Annotated in this window: 18 protein-coding genes; 17 read left to right on the forward strand and 1 reads right to left on the reverse strand. The window is 61.6% G+C overall.

What is annotated here, in order from left to right; translation table 11 throughout:
- Positions 1-2: 2 nt before the first annotated feature.
- The gene (locus NKI32_RS09460) at positions 3-425 is read right to left on the reverse strand and encodes a DUF4864 domain-containing protein (RefSeq protein WP_023684643.1); all 423 of its coding nucleotides are present in this window, start codon (positions 423-425) and stop codon (positions 3-5) included.
- A gap of 193 nt (positions 426-618) precedes the next feature.
- Between NKI32_RS09460 and NKI32_RS09465 the strand changes: the two genes are divergently transcribed.
- The 17 genes from NKI32_RS09465 (at position 619) to NKI32_RS09545 (ending at position 18,266) form a co-directional block, all read left to right on the forward strand.
- On the forward strand, positions 619-1,230 hold the full coding sequence (locus tag NKI32_RS09465) for a DsbA family protein (protein WP_023693402.1): 612 nt from the start codon (positions 619-621) through the stop codon (positions 1,228-1,230).
- A 68-nt stretch (positions 1,231-1,298) separates the two neighbouring features.
- Positions 1,299-1,535: an Lrp/AsnC family transcriptional regulator gene (locus NKI32_RS09470; protein WP_023670963.1), complete on the forward strand. Its 237-nt coding sequence runs from the start codon at positions 1,299-1,301 to the stop codon at positions 1,533-1,535.
- A gap of 309 nt (positions 1,536-1,844) precedes the next feature.
- On the forward strand, positions 1,845-3,257 hold the full coding sequence (locus NKI32_RS09475) for a circularly permuted type 2 ATP-grasp protein (protein ID WP_023670964.1): 1,413 nt from the start codon (positions 1,845-1,847) through the stop codon (positions 3,255-3,257).
- A 122-nt stretch (positions 3,258-3,379) separates the two neighbouring features.
- Positions 3,380-4,321: an alpha-E domain-containing protein gene (locus NKI32_RS09480; protein WP_023693403.1), complete on the forward strand. Its 942-nt coding sequence runs from the start codon at positions 3,380-3,382 to the stop codon at positions 4,319-4,321.
- A gap of 1 nt (position 4,322) precedes the next feature.
- Positions 4,323-5,117, forward strand: a complete 795-nt coding sequence (locus NKI32_RS09485; RefSeq protein ID WP_023739978.1) for a transglutaminase family protein — start codon at positions 4,323-4,325, stop codon at positions 5,115-5,117.
- Between the two features lie 32 nt (positions 5,118-5,149).
- On the forward strand, positions 5,150-5,881 hold the full coding sequence (locus tag NKI32_RS09490; RefSeq protein WP_023684646.1) for a proteasome-type protease: 732 nt from the start codon (positions 5,150-5,152) through the stop codon (positions 5,879-5,881).
- A gap of 93 nt (positions 5,882-5,974) precedes the next feature.
- Positions 5,975-7,390 (forward strand): pyridoxal phosphate-dependent decarboxylase family protein, encoded by a 1,416-nt coding sequence (locus NKI32_RS09495; RefSeq protein WP_352754414.1) that lies wholly within the window; start codon positions 5,975-5,977, stop codon positions 7,388-7,390.
- A gap of 225 nt (positions 7,391-7,615) precedes the next feature.
- The gene (locus NKI32_RS09500; protein ID WP_023670971.1) at positions 7,616-8,383 is read left to right on the forward strand and encodes a DeoR/GlpR family DNA-binding transcription regulator; all 768 of its coding nucleotides are present in this window, start codon (positions 7,616-7,618) and stop codon (positions 8,381-8,383) included.
- A 117-nt stretch (positions 8,384-8,500) separates the two neighbouring features.
- Positions 8,501-10,021 carry a glycerol-3-phosphate dehydrogenase gene (glpD, locus tag NKI32_RS09505; RefSeq protein ID WP_353002541.1) on the forward strand — a complete coding sequence of 507 codons (1,521 nt, stop codon included), beginning with the start codon at positions 8,501-8,503 and terminating at the stop codon, positions 10,019-10,021.
- Between the two features lie 38 nt (positions 10,022-10,059).
- Positions 10,060-11,139 (forward strand): ABC transporter ATP-binding protein, encoded by a 1,080-nt coding sequence (locus NKI32_RS09510; protein ID WP_023684650.1) that lies wholly within the window; start codon positions 10,060-10,062, stop codon positions 11,137-11,139.
- Between the two features lie 10 nt (positions 11,140-11,149).
- Entirely contained in the window at positions 11,150-12,241 is a 1,092-nt protein-coding gene (locus NKI32_RS09515; protein WP_023730147.1) for an ABC transporter ATP-binding protein, read from the forward strand.
- Positions 12,242-13,108 carry a carbohydrate ABC transporter permease gene (locus NKI32_RS09520; protein WP_023670975.1) on the forward strand — a complete coding sequence of 289 codons (867 nt, stop codon included), beginning with the start codon at positions 12,242-12,244 and terminating at the stop codon, positions 13,106-13,108.
- 1 nt (position 13,109) lies between these two features.
- Entirely contained in the window at positions 13,110-14,024 is a 915-nt protein-coding gene (locus tag NKI32_RS09525) for a carbohydrate ABC transporter permease (protein ID WP_023670976.1), read from the forward strand.
- A 67-nt stretch (positions 14,025-14,091) separates the two neighbouring features.
- Entirely contained in the window at positions 14,092-14,379 is a 288-nt protein-coding gene (locus NKI32_RS09530) for a DUF2160 domain-containing protein (RefSeq protein ID WP_353002542.1), read from the forward strand.
- 77 nt (positions 14,380-14,456) lie between these two features.
- Positions 14,457-16,184, forward strand: a complete 1,728-nt coding sequence (locus NKI32_RS09535; protein WP_023670978.1) for an ABC transporter substrate-binding protein — start codon at positions 14,457-14,459, stop codon at positions 16,182-16,184.
- A gap of 89 nt (positions 16,185-16,273) precedes the next feature.
- Complete coding sequence (glpK, locus tag NKI32_RS09540; protein WP_353002543.1) at positions 16,274-17,767, forward strand: glycerol kinase GlpK; 1,494 nt, start codon at positions 16,274-16,276, stop codon at positions 17,765-17,767.
- 22 nt (positions 17,768-17,789) lie between these two features.
- Positions 17,790-18,266, forward strand: coding sequence for a DUF6882 domain-containing protein (locus NKI32_RS09545; RefSeq protein ID WP_023670980.1), 477 nt, complete (start codon positions 17,790-17,792; stop codon positions 18,264-18,266).
- The last annotated feature ends 6 nt before the right edge of the window (positions 18,267-18,272 follow it).

The raw sequence follows: 18,272 nt of genomic DNA on the forward strand, positions 1-18,272 counted from the left end.
ATCTAGGTGCTGAGCGAATTCGCTGCACGCAAGCTGCAGCCGGTGATTTGAAAGCTGCCGTCGGGCTGCTGTTCCAGCGTGTAGACCGCCTCATAGTCCTTGCCGTCGGGCCCAACGATCAGCACTTGCTGGATTAGCGAAGTTGGCCCCATCTGCTCGACCTTGCCGAAGGAATAGCTCTGCGGCTGGCGCACCGGCGGATAGCCGTTGGTCACCATGTTCATGAAGGTGTCGACGGTCGGAAAGATGCGCTTCACATTTGGAGCGGCGAAACTGTACGCTTTGGCGCCATCATTGGCGATGAGCGCCTTCAACTGACCATCGATGACGGCCTGGCCGGCCTTGACTTCGGCGTCGCCGGCAAGGGCTGCCGACACGAACAACGCGAACAGCAATGAAACAACTGCGAATGCGGTGCGGCGCATGGCCTGTCTCCATTGTCCCCCAACAAAACCTGTCCCGGGACGCATCATACCATACGGTTTGCGGAGCCTCACGGTTTCAGCAACCGCAATATTCGCCACGCAAGTGCCACATGATCATGCTTAAGCCTCCTTTAACGCGGGGCGCGCATCGTAGGGACGGGTGGGGACCCGTTCGCGCAACCAGGGGACGACCATGTTCAAGCAGCCGATCGACCGGCGCCTTTTGCTGAAGGGCGCGGCAAGCCTCGCAGTTTTGGCTCCCTTGCCCGCCTGGGCAAGCACCGGGCCGACTGTCACGGAAGTCGCCTTCGATCCCGCCATTCCAGCGCTCGGCAACCCCGATGGCGACGTCACCATCGCCGAATTCGTCGACTATCAATGCCCGATCTGCAAGCTCGTCTTCGTCGAACTGAAGAAGTTGATGGAAGAGGACAACGGCGTCCGGCTTGTGATGAAGGACTGGCCGATCTTCGGCGACGTGTCGCGCGACGCGGCGCGGGTGACGCTGCTGAGCGGCGAACACTATGGCGCGGCGGTCGATGCGCTGATGACCAACCAGCGCGGCCTTTCGGAACGCCGCACCAACGACATCCTTTCTTCCGTCGGTGTCGATGTGGCGATGGTGCGTGCCGACCTCGCCATCCGTGAACCCGACATCGACGCTGCCCTTGTCCGCACCGAAGCCCAGGCGACGGCTTTCAAGCTGCGCGGCACGCCAGCCCTGGTCATCGGCGGCAACTTGTATCGGCGCGGCATGCCGGTGTCCGAACTGAGACAAGCCGTCGCCAAGGCGCGCTCGGCCTGATGCTTGAAAGCCGGGCGGCAGTCTGCCACAAGGGCCGCTTGTGTGCTGAAGCTTGATCGGGACCGGCAATGAAGACGTTTTTCATGCAGATAAAGTGCGATCTGGGCAAGTCCTATGAGGTCGCCAGCGCGCTCGCCGATGCCGAAATCGCCTCGGAAATCTACTCGACCGCCGGCAATTACGACCTGCTTGCCAAATTCTACGTCGACGACGAGGAAGATGTCGGCCACTTCGTCAACGAGAAGGTGCAGATTATTCCCGGAATCAAGGACACCTTCACGGTCGTCACTTTCCGCGCTTTCTAAAGCAATTCCAGGAAAAAAATGTGAAGCGGTTTTCCGTCCGGAATTGCGTCAAAGCAAAAAGCCATGGCAGGTCGCCGTTTCCATGAAACGGTGAACTGCTATGGCCGCATCAGGCACTTGCCCGGTGAACTGCTAGAGCCGCATCAGGCACTTGCCCGGCGACAAGGCAGAGCCTGATTAAGGTCCTGTTCCGACTGCCCGAATTTTGGGCAGTCGGAACATACTGATCGCCGATATCCTCCAAATCACCGATTGCGCTTGATTTTCTCCCGCGACGCCAGTGAAATGGCGTCACAGGGGAGTATGCGATTGGCAGCGTTCGATGAAATGCTTCCGGAAGTTTCCGGGCTTAGACAACCGTATACGGCTTACGACCGCTGGCTGAAGGAGCAGGACCCGGCCAGGCTTACCGAAAAGATGCAGGACGCCGAGCGCGTCTTCCGCAAGACCGGCATTACCTTCGCCGTCTATGGCGAGCAGGAAGCCTCCGAGCGGCTGATCCCCTTCGACATCGTGCCGCGCATCATCTCCGGCAATGAATGGCGAAGGCTGACGCAAGGCATCGAGCAGCGCGTGCAGGCGCTGAACGCTTTCCTCGACGACATTTACCACCGCCAGGAAATCCTGCGCGCCGGCCGCGTGCCGAGGGAGCTGATCGCCAGGAACGAGGCGTTCCTGCCGGAAATGATCGGAGTGCGGCCACCGGCCGGCGTCTACACCCACATTATCGGCGTCGACATCGTCCGCATCTCGGAGAACGAGTTCTACGTGCTGGAGGACAATGCGCGCACGCCGTCGGGGGTCTCCTACATGCTGGAGAACCGCGAGACGATGATGCAGCTCTTTCCCGAGCTGTTCCAGCAGATCAAGGTGCGGCCGGTGGAGAATTATCCGCAATTGCTGCGCCAGTCGCTGGCGGCAGTGCGGCCGCAAAGCACCAAGGGCGCACCGACCATTGCCGTGCTGACGCCGGGCAGCTTCAACTCCGCCTATTTCGAACATGCCTTCCTCGCCGACCAGATGGGCGTGCAACTGGTCGAAGGCCAGGATCTGCGCGTTGTAGACGGCCACGTCGCTATGCGCACGACCGAAGGCTACAAGCAGATCGACGTGCTTTACCGGCGCGTCGACGATTCCTTCCTCGACCCGCTGACCTTCCGGCCGGACTCGGCCCTTGGCGTGCCCGGCATCATGGACGTCTACCGCGCCGGCAACATCACCATCGCCAACGCGCCGGGAACCGGCATCGCCGACGACAAGGCGATTTATTCCTACATGCCCGACATCGTCGAGTTCTACACCGGCCGCAAAGCCATCCTCGGCAACATCCCGACCTGGCGCTGCTCGGAGCCCGACAGCCTGAAATACGTGCTCGAACACATCCATGAGCTGGTCATCAAGGAAGTGCACGGCTCCGGCGGCTACGGCATGCTGGTGGGGCCGGCTGCGACCAAGAAGGAATGCCAGGATTTCGCCAAGAAGCTGCAGGCGAAGCCTTCCAACTACATCGCCCAGCCGACGCTGGCGCTGTCGACCTGCCCGATCCTGACAGAAAAAGGCCTGTCGCCGCGCCATGTCGACTTGCGACCCTATGTTCTGGTCTCCGACCGAATCCAGATCGTGCCCGGCGGCTTGACGCGGGTGGCGCTGAAGGAGGGGTCGTTGGTCGTGAATTCCTCGCAAGGCGGCGGGACGAAGGATACGTGGGTGTTGGACGATTAGGTAGGCAGTAGGCAGTAGGCAGTAGGCAGTAGAGGGACAAGAAATGCCATATTCCACAGAGATTCAAATGCTTACTAATCCTTACTCACTATTCCCTACTCACTAGCCCGAAGGGTCTTGCCATGCTTCTCGGCCGCACCGCCAACGGGCTCTACTGGATGAACCGTTATATCGAGCGGGCGGAAAACATGGCGCGTCTGGTCGATGCCGGCCTTCGCATGGCGCTGACCCGCACCCAGAGCGCGTCGGAAGAGTGGAATTCGGTGCTGCTCAGCGCCGGCTCCGACGTCACCTTCACGCAGAAATACAAGGACTACACCGCCGCCAATGTCGCCGACTTCCTGCTGCGCGACACCTCGAACCCGTCGAGCACGATGTCGGCGATCGAGACCGCTCGCAACAATGCCCGCATGGTGCGCACCGCGCTGACGCGCGAGACCTGGGAGAGCATCAACGAAGCCTGGATGGCCCTGAAGCGCATGCTGGCAAAGCCGATCGACGAGCGCGACCTGCCGAGTGTGCTCGACGCCATCAAACGCGAGACGGCGCTGATCCGCGGCTCGTTCTACGGCACGATGCTGCGCAACGAGATCTTCGACTTCTCACAACTCGGCACCTATGTCGAGCGGGCCGACAACACGGCACGCATCCTCGACGTGAAATACTACGTGCTGCTGCCGTCGATCTCCTGGGTCGGCTCGAGCCTCGACAACTACCAATGGGAATCGATCCTGCGCTCGGTGTCGGCGCACCGTTCCTATCGCTGGGTCTATGAGGCCGACTACAAACCCACCAACATTGCCGACTATCTGATCCTCAATGTGCGCATGCCGCGTTCGCTGACCTTCTGTTATCGTTTTCTTGCCGAGCATCTGAAGTTCCTCGGCGACGACTATGGCGACCGTCATGCCTGCCACGCCACCGTCGACAGGACACAGGCGATGCTGCAGGCAGGGTCGATCAAGGACATATTCGACGCCGGCCTGCACGAATTCCTGGCCAGGTTCATTCAAGACAACACCAAGCTTGGCGAAGAGATCGCACAAGATTACCGGTTCAATTGATATGCGATTGAAAATCACCCATCGGACCGAATACCGCTACGACGCGCCGGTGCATTATCTGCTGCAGCGGCTGCGGCTGCTGCCGGTCAGCGGACCGACGCAGACCGTCTTGTCCTGGGCGCTGAAGATCGAGGGCGCGCGCGAGGAAGTCCGCTTCAACGACCATTTCGGCAACGATAACAGGTTGTTGAGCGTCGATGGCGAGCGCGACTTCATCACCGTCGAAGCCTCCGGCGAGGTTGTGACGCGCGACACAGCAGGCGTGTCCGGCCCGCATCACGGCTTTGCGCCGCTGTGGCTGTTCAGCCAGGAGACAGCTTTGACCATCCCCGGCGAGGGCATAAGCGAGCTTGCCGCGGCGGTCGGCAAAGGTACCGACATCGAAAGGCTGCATCGGCTGATGGCGCTGATCGTCGAGCGCGTCGCCTACACGCCGGGCACCACAAGCGTGACGACCCCGGCGGAAGAGGCATTGGCGCTGAAGACCGGCGTTTGCCAGGATCACAGCCACATCTTTGTCACCGCAGCCCGCGTCATGGGTTTTCCGGCCCGCTATGTCAGTGGCTATCTGATGATGGATGCGGCCATCGAGCAGGCGGCGAGCCATGCCTGGGCCGAAGCCCATGTTCAGGGTCTCGGCTGGGTCGCCTTCGACGCCGCCAACGGCATTTCCCCCGATGAACGCTATGTCAGGGTAGCCACCGGCCGTGATTATCGCGACGCCTCGCCGGTGTCGGGAATTCGACTGGGACAGGCGGAGGAACAGCTTGCAGTCACCGTCACGGTAGAGCAGTAGTCTCCGGCAAGATTGCTGCCTGAAGAGATTCCATGACTTATTGCGTCGGCCTCAAGATCGATCGTGGGCTCGTGTTCATGTCGGACACGCGCACCAATGCCGGGATGGATTCGATCTCCACTTTCAAGAAGATGCATGTCTGGGAAGAGCCAGGCGAGCGCGTCATCGTGCTGATGTCGGCCGGCAATCTGGCCACAACGCAGGCCGTGGTCAGCCTGCTCGACGAGCGCACCAAGGCGGTGGCGGAACGCCACGCGACGCTGCTCGAGACCCCATCCATGTACCAGACGGTGCGGCTGGTCGGCGACACCGTCAAGGAAGTCATCGCCAGCTCGTCGCCTGCCGGCGAAAAGGCGGATTCCTATTTCAACGCCTCCTTCATCCTCGGCGGCCAGATCAAGGGCAGCCCGCCACGGCTGTTCATGATCTATCCCGAGGGCAATTTCATCGAATCCACCGACGACACGCCGTTCTTCCAGATCGGCGAGACCAAATACGGCAAGCCGATCATCATCCGTGCCTATGAAAGGACGATGAGCCTGGCTGAAACGGTCAAGCTCTTGCTGGTTTCGTTCGATTCGACGCTGAAATCGAACCTGTCCGTCGGCCTGCCTCTCGACCTGCTGTTCCTGGAGGAGGATACGTTCACGGTGGGTTTGAAAAAGCGCATCGGCCAGGACGATCGATATTATCGTGCTATTTCCGAAGGCTGGTCGAACGCGTTGAAGACGGCCTTTGCCAGCCTGCCTGATTTTCCGGGGTAGCGCGGGCAACCTCCGTCGCGGTTGCCTCACTCTATTTAACATGTTAATCAAAAACCCATACGGCTGGGACTGATCGGCACGTCGGGAGGATAGATGGACAACGAGCAATTCCGCGACTGGTCGAGGCGCGCCGCCGACTGGGGCGCTGATTACCGCGCCGGCCTTCGCGATCGGCCCGTGCGACCTGCCATAGCGCCGGGCGAGATCTTCAGGAGCATCGAAGCTTCTCCGCCGGAGGCGGCGGAATCGATGGAGACGATCTTCGCCGATTTCGAAGCCAAGATCGTGCCCGGCATGACGCATTGGCAGCATCCGCGTTTCTTTGCTTATTTCCCGGCCAATGCAGCACCCGTCTCGGTGGTTGCCGAATATCTGGTTTCTGCGATGGCCGCGCAGTGCATGCTGTGGCAGACTTCGCCGGCGGCGACAGAGCTTGAGACGCGCATCGTCGACTGGATGCGCCAGGCGCTCGGCCTGCCCGAAGGCTTTTCCGGCGTCATCCAGGACTCCGCATCATCGGCGACGCTGGCCGCCGTACTGACCATGCGCGAGCGCACGCTCGACTGGCAGGGCAACAAGAAGGGCCTTTTCGCGCAGGGCAGGCTGCGCGTCTATTCCTCCGACCAGGTGCACACCTCGATCGACCGCGCCATCTGGGTCGCCGGCATTGGAGAGGAAAACCTCGTCCGCATTCCCGTCGCCGGCACCTACCGCGCCATGGATACCGCGGCTTTGGAAGCGGCGATTGTTGCCGACCGCGCGGCCGGCCTTTTGCCGGCCGGCATCATCGCTTGCGTCGGCGGCACCAGCACCGGCGGCACCGACGACATCGCTGAAGTGGCCGCGGTGGCCAAACGCCAGGGGCTCTATCTGCATATCGACGCCGCCTGGGCCGGATCGGCGATGATCTGCCCGGAATACCGGCCTTTCTGGACCGGTGTCGAGGGCGCGGACTCGATCGTCTTCAACCCGCACAAATGGCTGGGCGCGCAATTCGACTGCTCGATCCAGTTCGTCCGCCAGCCGGAGGATCTCGTGCGCACGCTGGCGATCAAGCCGGATTATCTGAAAACTCGCGGCCATGACGGCATCATCAACTACTCCGAATGGTCGGTGCCTCTCGGGCGTCGCTTCCGGGCGCTGAAGCTGTGGTTCCTGCTGCGCGCCCATGGCCTCGAGGCGCTGCGCACCATGATCCGCAATCACGTCGCCTGGAGCGAAGGCATAGCCGGGCGCCTGGCCGAGGAGGAGGATTTCGAGCTCGCCAGCCAGCCGATGCTGTCGCTGTTCTCGTTCCGGCATCGCGCCGCATCCGGCGTTGACTCCGACGAGCACAATTTGCGTCTGGTCGACGCCATCAACAATGACGGCCGTATCTACCTGACGCAGACGCGTGTCGATGGCCGGGTCGCCATCCGCTTCCAGGCAGGCCAGTTCGAGACAACCGCGGCCGATGTCGATGCCGCCTTCACTGTCATCTGCGAGTGTGCAAGATCGCTGAGGGACTGACAGGGTAACAGGCCAGTCAGGTCCCAAACCGCGGTCGGTTCGGACGCAGCTTCATGCTCGCCCGGCAAACTCGCCGCTGTTGCACCCGCAACGTTGCCCGGCCAGCGTTACCCGCCTGCATCGATTTCGCCTTTGCAATCATCGACATTTCATTAGCCGGCGTCTCCCTTTTCATCGCTTTCGTTTTCAGCTACAAACAAGAAAAACGAAAACGGGAGGTTCTCAGTGTATTTGTCGCCGCGCCATGCCGAAATCATCCAGATGGCGAAGGACCATGGCCGTGTGCTGGTCGATGACCTCGCCACGCATTTCAACGTGACGCCACAGACCATCCGCAAGGACCTCAACGATCTCTGCGACCAGCGGCTGCTGACGCGCATCCATGGCGGGGCCCTGTTCCCGTCCGGCATCGAGAACATGGAGTATGAGGCGCGCCGCAAGATTGCCGCCGACGAGAAGGAGGCCATCGGCCGCGCGGCGGCCAGGCTGATACCCGACAACGCCTCCCTGTTCATCAACATCGGCACCACGACCGAGTCGGTCAGCAAGGCGCTGCTCGATCATACCGGGCTGATGGTCATCACCAATAATATCAATGTTGCCAACAGGATGCGCATCTATCCTTCGATCGAGGTGGTAATCGCCGGCGGCGTCGTGCGCGGCTCCGACGGCGGCGTTGTCGGCGAGGCCGCGGTCGATTTCATCAGGCAGTTCAAGGTCGACTATGCGGTGATCGGCGCCTCGGCCATCGACCATGACGGCGCGTTGCTCGATTTCGACTTTCGCGAAGTGAAAGTGGCGCAAGCCATCATCGCCAATGCCAGGCATGTCATCCTGGTCTCCGACCAGACCAAGTTCGAACGCACCGCGCCGGTTCGCATCGGCCATCTCTCGCAGGTAAACACCTTCATCACCGACCGCTGCGACATCCCGTCGGTGCGCAAGATCTGCGAGGAAGCGGAGGTGCAATTGATTGAAACGTCGCTCGGATAGCGGCGCTATCACAGCCCCTTGATATTTCGTTTGACATTCGTTCTTATTTCGAAATAATCCCGCTAGGGTTTCGTAACAACCTAAAAATGCTGCAATGCGAAATCGCGGGAGGGCTTTGTGGACGCAGTCCGTGACATCTTCGTCATCGGTGGCGGCATCAATGGCTGCGGCATCGCCCGCGACGCCGTTGGGCGGGGCTTTTCGGTATTTCTCGCCGAGATGAACGATCTTGCCAGCGGAACCTCCTCCGGCTCGACCAAGCTGATCCACGGCGGTCTGCGCTACCTGGAATTCTACGAGTTCCGGCTGGTGCGCGAGGCACTGATGGAGCGCGAGGTTCTGTGGAAGAACGCGCCGCACATCATCTGGCCGATGCGCTTCGTGCTGCCCTATGCCAAGGGCCTGCGCCCGGCCTGGCTGATCCGGCTCGGCCTGTTCCTCTACGATCATATTGGTGGCCGCAAATTGCTGCCGGCGACCCGGACACTGGACATGTCAAGGGATCCGGCCGGCAAGCCGCTGAAGCCGCTATTTCACAAGGCCTTCGAGTACTCGGACGGCTGGGTCAACGATGCCCGGCTGGTGGTGTTGAACGCGCGTGACGCCGCCGACCGCGGCGCCACCATCCGCACCCGCACGAAAGTCGTCGGGGCGCGGCGCGAAGGCGATCTGTGGGCGATCCGCGTGGAAGACGTGCAGACGGGAGAGGCAGAGGAGGTCAAGGCCCGGCTGCTGGTCAATGCCGCCGGTCCGTGGGTCGACCACGTCCTGTCGACCACTGTGGGCCAGAACGACGTGCACAATGTGCGCCTGGTGCAGGGCAGTCATATCGTCATCAAAAAGAAGTTCGATGATCCGCGCGCCTACTTCTTCCAGAACAAGGACGGGCGCATCATCTTCGCCATCCCTTACGAGGAAGAATTTACGCTGATCGGCACCACCGATCGCGACTATCCCGGCGATCCGCATGACGTGAAGATCAGCGACACCGAGATCGACTATCTCTGCGCGGCGGCGAGCGAATATTTTGCTGAAGCCGTGACGCGCCCCGATCTCGTCTGGACCTATTCGGCCGTGCGCCCGCTCTACGACGACGGCGCTTCGAAGGCGCAGGAAGCGACCCGCGACTATGTGCTGAAAGCCGACGGCGGCGGGGGCAAGGCGCCGATCGTCAACGCTTTCGGCGGCAAGATCACCACCTACCGCCGGTTGTCGGAATCGATGCTGGAAAAGGTCGAAGGTTTTCTCGGCAAGCGCGGCAAGCCGTGGACGGCGAACGCGCCCTTGCCGGGCGGCGATTTCCCGGCCACCGGTTTCGACGTCCAGGTGGCGAAGCTGAAGAGCGCCTTTCCTTTCATCGACCAGCGCCTGGCGCGTCGGTTGACCCGGCTTTACGGCACGCGCGCGCAAGTGCTGCTCGGCCTCGCCAAGTCGAACGCCGATCTCGGCCGCAATTTCGGCGCCGATCTCTATGAGGCCGAGGTACGCTACCTCAGCGAAAACGAATGGGCGCTGACCGCCGAAGATGTATTGTGGCGTCGCACCAAGCGCGGTCTGCATCTCAGCCGCGAACAGGCCTCGGCGCTTGACGAATTCATGCGCGGCATCAGCCGGCGCCATGTCGCGGCAGCGGAATAGGGAAGGCGATTGATGCACAAAGCCTGGGAGGAGGCATCATGCTGGAACTGAGAAACGTGACGAAGATGGTCGGCGCGGTGGAGCATATCCGCGACGTGTCGCTGACGCTTCAGCACGGCTCGCTCAACGTTTTGCTCGGGCCGACACTGTCGGGCAAGACCAGCCTGATGCGGCTGATGGCCGGACTCGACGTGCCGACCACCGGTTCAGTCTGGTTCGACGGCCAGAATGTCACCGGCATGCCGGTGCAGCAGCGCAAGATCGCCATGGTCTATCAGCAGTTCATCAACTACCCCGCGATGACCGTCTACGAGAACATCGCCTCGCCATTGCGCGTCGCCGGCACCGACCAGGCCAAGATCGACAAGGAAGTCCGCAACGCGGCAGGGCTTTTGAAGCTCACACCCTATCTCGACCGCACGCCGCTCAGCCTGTCCGGCGGCCAGCAGCAGCGTACGGCGCTGGCTCGCGCCATCGTCAAGAATGCCAGCCTGGTGCTGCTCGACGAGCCGCTCGCCAATCTCGACTACAAATTGCGCGAGGAGCTGCGCGCCGAACTGCCCAAGATATTTGCCGCCGCCGGCACCATTTTCGTCTACGCCACGACCGAGCCGCATGAAGCCTTGCTGCTCGGCGGCAATACGGCGACGCTGTCCGAGGGGCGGATCACTCAATTCGGGCCGACCATCGACGTCTTCCGCAAGCCGATCGACCTGGTGACGGCGAAAACCTTTGCCGATCCGCCGCTCAACACCATCGTGCTGGCCAAGAAAGGTCCGGATTTCCTTCTCGAGGGCGGCGTCAAGCTGCCGGTACCGGCAGAACTCGCCGGAATTGCCGACGCCAACTACACGATCGGCTTCCAGCCGCATCATCTGTCGCTCGAGCGGCCCAACGCTGCCGCGGTGCCGGTGCGCGCCAAGGTGACGATCACCGAGATCACCGGCTCGGAAAGCTTCATCCACCTCGATTTTGCCGATGCGCGCTGGGTCATGCTGACCCACGGCATCCGGGATTTCGAGCCGGACGCCGAGATCGAGGTGTTTATCGATCCGCGCCACATCATGGTCTTCGACAGCAACGGCAGCGCCGTCGCCGCGCCGAAGCTTGCGGCCTGAGGGGGAAGAGATGGCGCGCATCGACGTCAACCATGTCAGGCACTCCTACCTGCCCAATCCGCAGAAGGATGCCGATTTTGCGCTGCGGGAAGTGCACCACACATTCGAGGATGGCGGCGCCTATGCGCTGCTTGGGCCCTCGGGTTGCGGCAAGACCACGCTGCTCAACATCATTTCGGGACTTCTGCACCCCTCGCACGGTGAGTTGTTGTTCAACGGCAAGGACGTCACCAATCTGTCGACGCAGGAGCGCAACATCGCGCAGGTGTTCCAGTTCCCGGTCATCTACGACACCATGACCGTTTACGACAATCTTGCCTTCCCGCTGCGCAATCGCGGCGTGCCGGAGGCCGATGTCGACCGCAAGGTGCGCGAGACGCTGGAGATGATCGACCTGGCGTCGTGGGCGAAGAAGAAGGCGAGGGGCCTGACCGCCGACCAGAAGCAGAAGATCTCGCTCGGCCGCGGCCTGGTGCGCTCGGATGTCAATGCCATCCTGTTCGACGAACCGCTGACGGTTATCGATCCGCACATGAAGTGGGTGCTGCGATCGCAGTTGAAGCAACTGCACCGCCGCTTCGGCTACACCATGGTCTATGTCACCCATGACCAGACCGAGGCGCTGACCTTCGCCGACCAGGTCGTCGTCATGTATGATGGCGGCATCGTCCAGATCGGCACGCCGGCTGAATTGTTTGAGCGCCCGCGCCACACATTCGTCGGTTACTTCATCGGCTCGCCCGGCATGAACGTCATGCCGGTGGCGATCGACGGCAAGACCGCGACCATTGGCAGCCAACGCATCGAGCTGCCCGGCGCGCCAAAGACCGCCGCTGGGAGCTCCGGCGCCATCGAACTCGGCATCCGCCCCGAATATGTCAGGCTCGGCCGTGACGGCATGGCGGTTAAAATCAGCAAGGTCGAGGATCTCGGCCGCCACAAGGTGGTGCGCGCCAGCCTCGAAGGCCGCGAGATCGCTGCCGTCATCGGCGAGGACGAGAGCGTGCCGGCCGACCCAAAGGTTCGCTTCGATCCGGCCGGCATCAACATCTATGCCGATTCCTGGCTGGTTGAGATGGGGCGTGTCGAGATGGGGGCATAGATGGAAAAGACCTGGAACAACAAGGCCTGGTTCCTGGTGCTGCCGGTGCTGGTGCTGGTGGCGTTCTCGGCCGTCATTCCGCTGATGACGGTCGTCAACTATTCGGTGCAGGACACCTTCGGCAACAACGTCTTCTTCTGGGCAGGCACCCAGTGGTTCGAGGAACTGCTGTCGTCCAGCCGCTTCTGGGAAGCGATGGTGCGCAACCTGATCTTCTCCTTCATCATTCTGGCCATCGAAGTGCCGCTCGGCATATTCATCGCGCTCAACATGCCGAAGAAGGGCTGGGGCGTGCCGGTCTGCCTGGTGCTTATGTCGTTGCCGCTGCTCATTCCGTGGAACGTCGTCGGCACCATCTGGCAGGTCTTCGGCCGCAACGACATCGGCCTGCTCGGCTACTACGTCAACGCGCTCGGCATCGACTACAATTACGTTCAGGATCCGTTCGACGCCTGGGTCACCATCATCATCATGGACGTCTGGCACTGGACCAGCCTTGTCGTGCTGCTCTGCTATGCCGGCCTGGTCTCGATCCCGGATGCCTTCTACCAGGCGGCCAAGATCGACGGCGCCTCGCGCTGGGCGGTGTTCCGTTATATCCAGCTGCCGAAGATGCAGCGTGTGCTTTTGATCGCCGTGCTGTTGCGCTTCATGGATAGCTTCATGATCTACACCGAGCCCTTCGTCGTCACCGGCGGCGGCCCCGGCAACTCGACGACCTTCCTGTCGATCGACCTCGTCAAGACCGCGCTCGGCCAGTTCGACCTCGGTCCGGCGGCCGCCATGTCGCTGGTCTACTTCCTGATCATCCTGTTGTTGTCGTGGGTGTTCTACACCGTGATGACCAACTACGACGCGGAGCGCTGAGATGAGCGGCGCCAACGAAAGAGCCGACAGAGTGAGCGAAACCACCGCTTCGGGAAAATTGGCGAGCACGCTTTCGCAGGATCAGGTCGCCCGGCTGATGCGCAAGCGCGGCGAGGAATCGCGCTGGTGGTGGATCGTGCCGACGATCTACATCATCGTGCTTCTGCTGCCGATCTACTGGCTCATCAACATGAGCTTCAAGACCAATGCCGAGATCGTCTCCTCGCTGACGCTCTATCCGCATCAGCCTACGATCGCCAACTACGTCACTATCTTCACCGATGCGTCCTGGTATTCGGGCTACATCAACTCGATCACCTATGTTGTCATGAACATGGTGATTTCCGTGGCTGCGGCGCTGCCGGCGGCCTACGCCTTTTCGCGCTACCGCTTCCTCGGCGACAAGCATCTGTTCTTCTGGTTGCTGACCAACCGCATGGCGCCGCCGGCGGTGTTCGCGCTGCCATTCTTCCAGCTCTATTCGGCCTTCGGCCTGATCGACACCCACATCGCTGTGGCGCTGGCGCACTGCCTGTTCAACGTGCCGCTGGCGGTGTGGATCCTCGAAGGCTTCATGTCGGGCGTGCCCAAAGAGATCGACGAAACAGCCTATATCGACGGCTACTCCTTCCCGCGCTTCTTCGTCAGGATATTCATGCCGCTGATCGCCAGTGGCATCGGTGTCGCCTGCTTCTTCTGCTTCATGTTCTCATGGGTCGAACTTTTGATCGCCCGCACGCTGACCACCACTGACGCCAAGCCCATCGCCGCCACCATGACCCGCACCGTTTCGGCCGCCGGCATGGATTGGGGCCTGCTCGCCGCCGCCGGCGTGCTGACGCTGATCCCCGGCGCGCTCGTCATCTGGTTTGTCCGCAACTACATCGCCAAGGGCTTCGCCCTGGGGAGGGTGTGATGAAACAAAAGCACGGGTTCATCCTCACCACCACCGCCAATGGCTTTGCCCTGGGGAGGGTGTCACCATGAATCTCGACCTCACCTGGATGGCGTGGACGTGGCCGACGGCGGCGTTCTTCGGCACCATTCTTCTGCTGCTGTGCGGCATGGCGTTTTGGGAATTTGCCTCGCCGGGCGGCAATCCGCGCGTCGGCGTCCTGCGCTTCGAGACGACGCGCGGCGACCGTCTTTTTCTGTCGCTGCTTGGCAGCGCCTTTATCCATCTCGCTTGGCTGGGTCTTGTCGGATCCAACCTGTGGTGGGCTCTCGCTCTCTCCGTGGTCTACGCCGCCGGCGTGTTCCGCTACGTATAGAGGGGGAAACTGTTGGATCGACCGCGTGCCGGCGGCCGTTCCAGATCGCACTTGAAACCTAAATGTGGAGGAAACCTATGCGACGGCAATTTTTAACATCAACAACTGCCCTTGTCCTGTTGCTCGGGGTAGGCAACGCCTACGCCGGAATGGATGAGGCCAAGGCGTTTCTGGACAAGGAAATCGGCCCGCTGTCGACGCTCGACCGCGCCGGCCAGGAAGCAGAAATGCAGTGGTTCATCGATGCCGCGAAGCCTTTCGCCGGCATGGACATCAAGGTCGTGTCCGAAACCATCGCCACCCACCAGTATGAATCGCAGGTGCTGGCGCCGGCCTTTACCGCCATCACTGGCATCAAGATCACGCATGACGTCATCCAGGAAGGCGACGTCGTCGAGAAGATCCAGACCCAGATGCAGACCGGCCAGAACCTTTATGACGGCTGGGTCAACGATTCCGACCTGATCGGCACCCACTGGCGCTACCAGCAGGTCCGCAACCTGACCGACTGGATGGCGGGCGAGGGCAAGGACGTTACCAATCCGAACCTCGACCTGAAGGATTTTATCGGCACCTCCTTCACCACCGCGCCGGACAAGAAGCTCTATCAGCTGCCCGACCAGCAGTTCGCCAACCTCTACTGGTTCCGTTACGACTGGTTCAACGACGAGAAGAACAAGGCCGACTTCAAGGCGAAATACGGCTACGACCTCGGCGTTCCCGTCAACTGGTCGGCCTATGAGGACATCGCCGAGTTCTTCACCGGCCGCGAGATCGACGGCAAGAAGGTCTATGGCCACATGGACTACGGCAAGAAGGACCCGTCGCTCGGCTGGCGGTTCACTGATGCCTGGCTGTCGATGGCCGGCAACGGCGATAAGGGCCTGCCGAACGGCCTGCCGGTCGACGAATGGGGCATCAAGGTCAACGAGAAATCACAGCCGGTCGGCTCCTGCACGGCGCGCGGCGGCGACACCAACGGCCCGGCTGCCGTCTACTCGATCCAGAAATACCTCGACTGGCTGAAGGCCTACGCTCCGGCCGAAGCCCAAGGCATGACCTTCTCCGAATCCGGCCCGGTGCCGGCACAGGGTGCGGTCGCGCAGCAGATATTCTGGTACACCGCCTTCACCGCTTCGATGGTCGACGCCGGCGCCAAGGCGGTGCTGAACGACGACGGAACGCCGAAGTGGCGCATGGCCCCGTCGCCGCATGGCGTCTACTGGAAGGACGGCATGAAGCTCGGCTATCAGGACGTGGGTTCCTGGACGCTGATGAAGTCGACGCCGACCGACCGCGCCAAGGCCGCCTGGCTCTACGCGCAGTTCGTGACCTCGAAGACGGTCGACGTGAAGAAGAGCCATGTCGGCTTGACCTTCATCCGCGAAAGCACGATCCACGACAAGAGCTTCACCGAACGTGCGCCGAAGCTCGGTGGTCTGATCGAGTTCTACCGCTCGCCGGCCCGCGTTCAGTGGTCGCCGACCGGCACCAACGTGCCCGATTATCCGAAGCTGGCACAGCTCTGGTGGCAGGCGATCGGCGATGCCTCGTCCGGCGCCAAGACGGCGCAGGAAGCCATGGACTCGCTCTGCGCCGAGCAGGAAAAAGTCATGACCCGCATCGAGAAGTCGGGCGTCCAGGGCGATATCGGCCCGAAGATGGCCGAAGAGCATGACCTCGCCTACTGGAACGCCGACGCGGTCAAGAACGGCAATCTCGCGCCTCAGCTGAAGATCGAGAACGAGAAGGAAAAGCCGATCACCATCAACTACGACGAACTGGTGAAGAGCTGGCAGAAGTAATCTTGGCGTACGCGCCAGGATCATAGTGAACGGGGAGGCGGCATCTTGCCGTCTCCCCTGTTTGTATAGGCGAGCTACCGGGAGGACTAATGACCGGATACATCCTTGCAATCGACCAGGGTACGACATCGACCAGGGCGATCCTGTTCGACGGCGCGATGAAGGTCGCCGGCAGCAAGCAGCAGGAATTCACGCAGCATTATCCTGCCTCCGGCTGGGTGGAGCATGATCCGGAAGAGATCTGGGCAAGCGTCGTCGCGACGGTCAAAGGCGCGCTGAAGGCCGCCGGCCGCGAGGCCTCGGATGTGGCGGCGATCGGCATCACCAACCAGCGCGAAACCGTCGTCATCTGGGACAAGGCGACCGGCAAGCCGATCCACAATGCCATCGTCTGGCAGGACCGCCGCACCGCGCCGCTCTGCCAGAAGCTGAAGAAACACGGCCTGGAGAAAAAGTTCACCAGAAAAACCGGCCTGCTGCTCGATCCCTATTTCTCCGGCACCAAGATCGCCTGGATGCTGGACAAGGTGAACGGTGCGAGAAAGCGCGCCGAAAAGGGCGAACTGCTCGCCGGCACCATCGACAGTTTTTTGATCTGGCGGCTGACCGGCGGCAAGGTGCATGCGACAGATGCCACCAACGCCTCGCGCACGCTGGTCTACAACATCGAGAAAAATGTCTGGGACGACGAGCTGCTCTCCATCCTGCGCATCCCGGTGGCGATGCTGCCTGAGGTCAAGGATTGCGCCGACGACTACGGCGTGACGGAAAAAAGCCTGTTTGGCGCCGAAATCAAAATCCTTGGCGTGGCCGGCGATCAGCACGCAGCGACCATCGGCCAGGCCTGTTTCGAGCCAGGCATGATGAAATCGACCTATGGCACCGGCTGCTTTGCGCTGCTCAACACCGGCGCCGATCTGGTGCGCTCGAAGAACCGGCTGTTGACCACCATCGCCTATCGGCTGAACGGCAAGACTACCTATGCCTTGGAAGGCTCGATCTTCATCGCGGGTGCCGCCGTGCAATGGCTGCGCGACGGCATCAAGGTGATCGGCAAGGCCGAGCATAGCGGCGTTTTGGCGGCAACCGCCGACCCCACGCAGAACGTCTATCTGGTGCCGGCTTTCGTCGGTCTCGGCGCGCCGCATTGGGACGCCGAGGCGCGTGGCGCGATCTTCGGGCTGACCCGCAACTCTGGCCCGGCGGAGTTCGCCCGCGCGGCGCTGGAATCCGTCGCCTACCAGACGCGCGATCTCCTCGACGCAATGCGCAAGGACTGGAAGGGGGCGTCGGCCAAAACCGTGCTTCGCGTCGACGGCGGCATGGTGGCCTCCGACTGGACCATGCAGCGGCTGGCCGATATCCTCGATGCGCCGGTCGATCGCCCGACCATTCTGGAGACGACGGCGCTGGGTGCGGCGTGGCTTGCCGGCTCGAAAGCAGGCGTGTGGCCGAAGGCGAAGGATTTTGCCAATAGCTGGGCGCTCGAGCGCCGCTTCAAGCCGGACATGGATGCCACGGTGCGTTCGGCAAAACTGGCCGGCTGGCGCGATGCGGTGCGCCGGACGCTGAGCGTACGGTAGTAAATCGTGGCGGGGGAAGGGGATGAATCCACACTGGTATGTCGCCTGGCGCGACGAGGCTGTCGAACAATTGGATGCAAAGAATGCACGCTTGCAGCAGGCGTTCCGACTCGGCAGTTGGCCTCGCTATGACTATGATCTGACAGAAGGAAAGCTTCTGTTCTCGGACAACGGCATCACCAAGGTCGTCGCCGAAATCCAAATCGCCGGATCGACGAGTGCCAAGGCCAGCAACTGGCTCTGGGCTTGGGCAAATTCAAACCTGCCTGGCGAACTGCTTGCCGACGCAAAGCTGGTTCGGTCATTCGGACAGGAGCATTCCATTGATGAGCTGGCTCAATCCTATGCGATAGCTTTGAACAACGACCTGGAAGTGCTCGGCTGGAAGATGACCGCAGTTGCGGTTCGAATCTGCAACGGCCTCGGCGCATACCGTTCTCCGCGTGGTGAAGGCGGAGCCCTGTATCTGATCTTCAAGAGCGTCAATTGGGCCAGCTAATCCGCC

This window comes from Mesorhizobium sp. M0761 (genome assembly GCF_040320205.1).
In the GTDB taxonomy this organism is placed as follows: domain Bacteria; phylum Pseudomonadota; class Alphaproteobacteria; order Rhizobiales; family Rhizobiaceae; genus Mesorhizobium.

Coding starts and splice junctions, on each gene's coding strand:
- NKI32_RS09460 (WP_023684643.1), bottom strand. CDS start 425: ATGCGCCGCACCGCATTCGCAGTTGTTTCATTGCTGTTCGCGTTGTTC.
- NKI32_RS09510 (WP_023684650.1), top strand. CDS start 10,060: ATGCTGGAACTGAGAAACGTGACGAAGATGGTCGGCGCGGTGGAGCAT.
- NKI32_RS09470 (WP_023670963.1), top strand. CDS start 1,299: ATGAAGACGTTTTTCATGCAGATAAAGTGCGATCTGGGCAAGTCCTAT.
- NKI32_RS09515 (WP_023730147.1), top strand. CDS start 11,150: ATGGCGCGCATCGACGTCAACCATGTCAGGCACTCCTACCTGCCCAAT.
- NKI32_RS09465 (WP_023693402.1), top strand. CDS start 619: ATGTTCAAGCAGCCGATCGACCGGCGCCTTTTGCTGAAGGGCGCGGCA.
- glpK (WP_353002543.1), top strand. CDS start 16,274: ATGACCGGATACATCCTTGCAATCGACCAGGGTACGACATCGACCAGG.
- NKI32_RS09480 (WP_023693403.1), top strand. CDS start 3,380: ATGCTTCTCGGCCGCACCGCCAACGGGCTCTACTGGATGAACCGTTAT.
- NKI32_RS09490 (WP_023684646.1), top strand. CDS start 5,150: ATGACTTATTGCGTCGGCCTCAAGATCGATCGTGGGCTCGTGTTCATG.
- NKI32_RS09485 (WP_023739978.1), top strand. CDS start 4,323: ATGCGATTGAAAATCACCCATCGGACCGAATACCGCTACGACGCGCCG.
- NKI32_RS09545 (WP_023670980.1), top strand. CDS start 17,790: ATGAATCCACACTGGTATGTCGCCTGGCGCGACGAGGCTGTCGAACAA.
- NKI32_RS09530 (WP_353002542.1), top strand. CDS start 14,092: ATGAATCTCGACCTCACCTGGATGGCGTGGACGTGGCCGACGGCGGCG.
- NKI32_RS09525 (WP_023670976.1), top strand. CDS start 13,110: ATGAGCGGCGCCAACGAAAGAGCCGACAGAGTGAGCGAAACCACCGCT.
- NKI32_RS09520 (WP_023670975.1), top strand. CDS start 12,242: ATGGAAAAGACCTGGAACAACAAGGCCTGGTTCCTGGTGCTGCCGGTG.
- NKI32_RS09535 (WP_023670978.1), top strand. CDS start 14,457: ATGCGACGGCAATTTTTAACATCAACAACTGCCCTTGTCCTGTTGCTC.
- NKI32_RS09495 (WP_352754414.1), top strand. CDS start 5,975: ATGGACAACGAGCAATTCCGCGACTGGTCGAGGCGCGCCGCCGACTGG.